At 68.8% G+C, this 3,821-nt stretch carries 4 protein-coding genes; 3 read left to right on the forward strand and 1 reads right to left on the reverse strand.

Features of this window, described 5'->3' with window-relative positions:
* The 3 genes from DD1DGNOD_RS25180 to DD1DGNOD_RS25190 all read left to right on the forward strand — a co-directional run.
* On the forward strand, positions 1 to 789 hold a 789-nt coding region (locus tag DD1DGNOD_RS25180), incomplete at its 5' end, for an NUDIX hydrolase (protein ID WP_430827866.1).
* Positions 790 to 1,022: 233 nt separating this feature from the next.
* Positions 1,023 to 1,505, forward strand: a complete 483-nt coding sequence (locus DD1DGNOD_RS25185; RefSeq protein WP_131768814.1) for a cupredoxin domain-containing protein — start codon at positions 1,023 to 1,025, stop codon at positions 1,503 to 1,505.
* A 20-nt stretch (positions 1,506 to 1,525) separates the two neighbouring features.
* The gene (locus DD1DGNOD_RS25190) at positions 1,526 to 2,710 is read left to right on the forward strand and encodes a MarP family serine protease (RefSeq protein ID WP_131768813.1); all 1,185 of its coding nucleotides are present in this window, start codon (positions 1,526 to 1,528) and stop codon (positions 2,708 to 2,710) included.
* Between the two features lie 127 nt (positions 2,711 to 2,837).
* Here DD1DGNOD_RS25190 and DD1DGNOD_RS25195 read toward each other — a convergent pair whose 3' ends face one another.
* Positions 2,838 to 3,752, reverse strand: coding sequence for an alpha/beta fold hydrolase (locus DD1DGNOD_RS25195; protein WP_131768812.1), 915 nt, complete (start codon positions 3,750 to 3,752; stop codon positions 2,838 to 2,840).
* Between the last annotated feature and the right edge of the window lie 69 nt (positions 3,753 to 3,821).

Below are 3,821 nucleotides of genomic sequence, written 5' to 3' on the forward strand. Positions count from 1 at the left end.
CAGGTGAGCACAGCCGCATATCCCGACGGTCCGGACGGGCTGGACGGGCTGGACGGAACCGCCGGCCCTGACGAGGTCGACGCGCCCACCTGGCTCACGGACCTGGCGCAAGCCCTGCGCATCGCCCGTCCCGACCAGCTTTCCTGGACTCGGCTACACGCGGCCGACGGACGTCCCGCGGCCGTCCTCATGCTGATCGGTGACGGCCCGGACGGGCCCGACGTCCTGCTCATCGAACGCGCGGCGGACCTGCGCAGCCATGCCGGCCAACCGGCCTTTCCCGGCGGGGCGACCGACTCCACCGACACCTCCCCGGCCGCGACCGCGATCCGGGAGGCCAGGGAGGAGGTCGGGCTCGATCCGGGCTGTGTGCGGATCCTGGCCACCGGCCCCGCCCTCTACCTGCCGCCGAGCCACTTCCTGGTGACGCCGGTGCTGGGATGGTGGCACACGCCGTGTCCGGTCGGGCCGGTGGACCCGAGCGAGACGTCCGCGGTCGTGCGGGTACCGGTCGCCCAACTGGCCGACCCGGCGAACCGGGTACGGGTCCGCCATCGGGCGTCGGGCCTGGTAGGGCCGGCCTTCCGCATCCAGGAGATGTTCATCTGGGGCTTCACCGGCGGCCTGATCGACGCGCTGCTGCGGATGGGAGGCTGGGAGCGCCCCTGGCTGCCCGCCGAACAGGTCGAGTCACCGGTGACGAACGCCCGGCCGCTACCCGTGACAGGTACCCGGCCAGCACCCGCCGAGTCCGGCCGGGCGTCGGAACCGACGGGTGGCTCTGGATGAGCCCGCACGCGGGCGATACGGTCAGCCCGGCCGGTAACCGGTCAGGACCTCAAGCCGCTCGACGAGCTTCGCGGGTTCCGGCCTCCCCAGGTGTTTTCCACGATCCGCACATGGATCCACGGACAGCTCGACGCACAGAGCCACAGACAGATCCACGCACGGCCCGGGTACGAGGACGGCAGCGTCTTCGGCGGACACTCGTCAGCAAAGGGCGACAAGGACCGGAGGCATCAATGAGCGTAATGACCGGCCCGGGTACTTCCCGGTGTCCGACGCCCGGGGCCGGACGGTCGCGCCACCGTCGAACGGCTCGCCCCGCCACGCTGACCGTCGCCTTCACCCTGCTCGTCCTCGGATTCGGACTCGGACTCAGCGGTTGCGGAAGCGATGCGCCGACCAGTTCGCCCCCGACCGTCACCAGTGCCACGCCGAAGATCGAGAATGGTGTCCAGATCTTCGACGTGGTCGGCACCGCCTCACTGGAGTTCTCGCCCTCAACCCTGACGGCCCGACCAGGAAAGATCACGGTGAACCTGACGGTTCCAGCGGGCTCCGCTCCACACAACTTCGTGATCCCGGAGATCCCTGAGGCCCGAACCAGCGTCGCTTCGGCGGGCACATCACAGTCAGTCACCTTCACCGTCGACAAACCCGGCAGCTATTCGTTCCTCTGCACGATCCATCCGAACATGCACGGCACACTGACGGTCGGCTAGCGGATACCGAGCAGCCGAAGATGTTCGACATTCTCGATGTCATCCTGATCCTCTCTGTGATCATTTTTGCCGTGTCCGGCTACCGGCAGGGCTTCGTGGTCGGCGCACTGTCCTTCATCGGTTTCCTCGGCGGCGGTGTCCTCGGCGCGAACATCGCGGCGCCGTTCGCACGGATGATCGGCGCCGAGGCGCAGGGCGCCATCATCGGCATCCTCGTCGTCCTCGGTCTCGCCCTGATCGGACAGATCGCCGCCACCGCGATCGGTGCGACCCTGCGCGACCGGCTCACCTGGCGTCCGGGCCAGACCGTCGACTCCGTCGCCGGCGCGATCCTCTCCGGTATCTCGGTGCTGCTCGTGGCATGGCTGCTGGCAACGGCGGTGAACCGTTCCCCGTTCACCACCCTCGCCGAGCACGTCCGCCGATCCGAAGTCCTCAGGACCGTCGACGCGGCCATGCCGGACGCGGTACGCGGCGCCTTCGCCGACCTACGTCAGCTCGTCGACCAGAACGGCTTCCCCGAAGTCTTCTCCAGCCTCGGCGGGGAACAGATCGTGCCGGTCGAACCGCCCGACACCCAGGTCGACAACACCCCGGCCGTACAGGCGGCGGCGGCCAGCATCCTGAAGATCCGCGGAGTCGCGCCGTCGTGCTCCAAACGGGTCGAAGGCACCGGTTTCGTCTACGCGGCAGAACGGGTGATGACGAACGCCCACGTCGTCGCCGGGGTGACCCGGCCCCAGGTCGAGGTCGGCACCACCACCCTGCCGGCCAGGGTAGTGGTGTTCGACCCCGACACCGACATCGCCGTCCTCTACGTGCCAGGCCTGCGCCGGACGCCGCTGTCCTTCCAGGACGACCCGCCCGGTCGGGCGGGAGACGACGCGATCGTCGCCGGATATCCCCAGGACGGCCCGTACACGATCGCGGCGGCACGCATCCGCAACCGCCAGACCGCCAGAGCGCCGAACATCTACTCCCAGGGCACGGTGCTCCGTGAGATATACGCGGTCCGGGGCCAGGTACTGCCGGGAAACTCCGGCGGACCGCTGCTGTCCGAGCAAGGCACCGTCTACGGCGTGGTGTTTGCTGCCGCGACGAACGACTCGGACACCGGGTACGTACTGACCAGTGCCGAAGTGGACGATTCAGCGGACGCCGGTCGGGTCACGACCACCGCAGTCAGCACCCGGGGCTGCGACTGAGCCTCCCCCGAATCGTCGCTTTGCGACGATTCGGGAACCCCTGCCTCTTGGGCTGGCACCTACCTCTGGCTTGACAATCACCTATCGGCGATCGACAAGGGGATTCAAAGGAACAGGACCAGAACGGTCACTGCGCGAGCCAGGAAACGATCTCGTTGGTGACGACGTCCGGGGCCTCTTCCGGGAGGAAGTGGCCGACTCCGTCCAGCAGCTTCCATTCGTAGGGGCCGCTGACGTAACGTCCCGAGCCCTGTGCGGTGGATGGAAGCATGAACCTGTCAAGGCGGCCGTGCAACTGCAGGGTGGGTGCGGACACCGACCGGCGCAGCGCAGCGGCGAACCGGGCTCCGTCCGGCCGGAACAGCGAACGGAAAACCCACCGGTGGTACTCCAGCGAACTGTGCGCAACCCCGGGAATCCGGATCGCCTCACGATAACGGCCCTCCGCCTCGGCGTCGGGGTAGCCCGGGCCGCCCCATGCCCGCAGCACCCGACCGACATAGGCTGCGTCGTCGGCGACCAGCAGCCGCTCCGGACGCCACGGCAGCTGGAAGCTGATCAGATGCCGGCTGGCGACACCCTGCCCGCGCAGGTTCGCCAGCATCTCATGCCGGGTCCGCAGCGGATGCGGCATGGAAAGCACCACGAGCCCGCGCACGAGCCGGGGACATAACGCCGCGGTCGTCCATCCGGCCAGACCACCCCAGTCGTGTCCGACGATCACAGCGTCCCGTTCACCGAGCGCCCGTACCAGCCCGGCGACGTCGTCGGACAGGGTGAAGGCGTCATATCCCCGCGGGGGCTTGTCGCTGGCCCCATAGCCGCGCAGGTCGGCGGCCACCACCCGGTAGCCGGCAGCGGCGATCCCCGTGAGCTGATGACGCCAAGCCCACCAGAACTGAGGGAACCCGTGCAACAGCAACACCAGCGGGCCCTCTCCGAGCTCGGCCACGTGCAGTCGCGTGCCGTTCGCGGACACGTCACGGTGACGCCACGGACCATCCACAAGAACGACGCTGGGCTCGGGAACGGCAGCCTCCATCACAGGCCAGCATGGCAGACAGCCGATCCGAGACAGCAGGCCCGGTGTGCCTGGTGGACCCGACGGTCC

This window comes from Candidatus Protofrankia californiensis, assembly GCF_900634765.1.
In the GTDB taxonomy this organism is placed as follows: domain Bacteria; phylum Actinomycetota; class Actinomycetes; order Frankiales; family Frankiaceae; genus Protofrankia; species Protofrankia californiensis.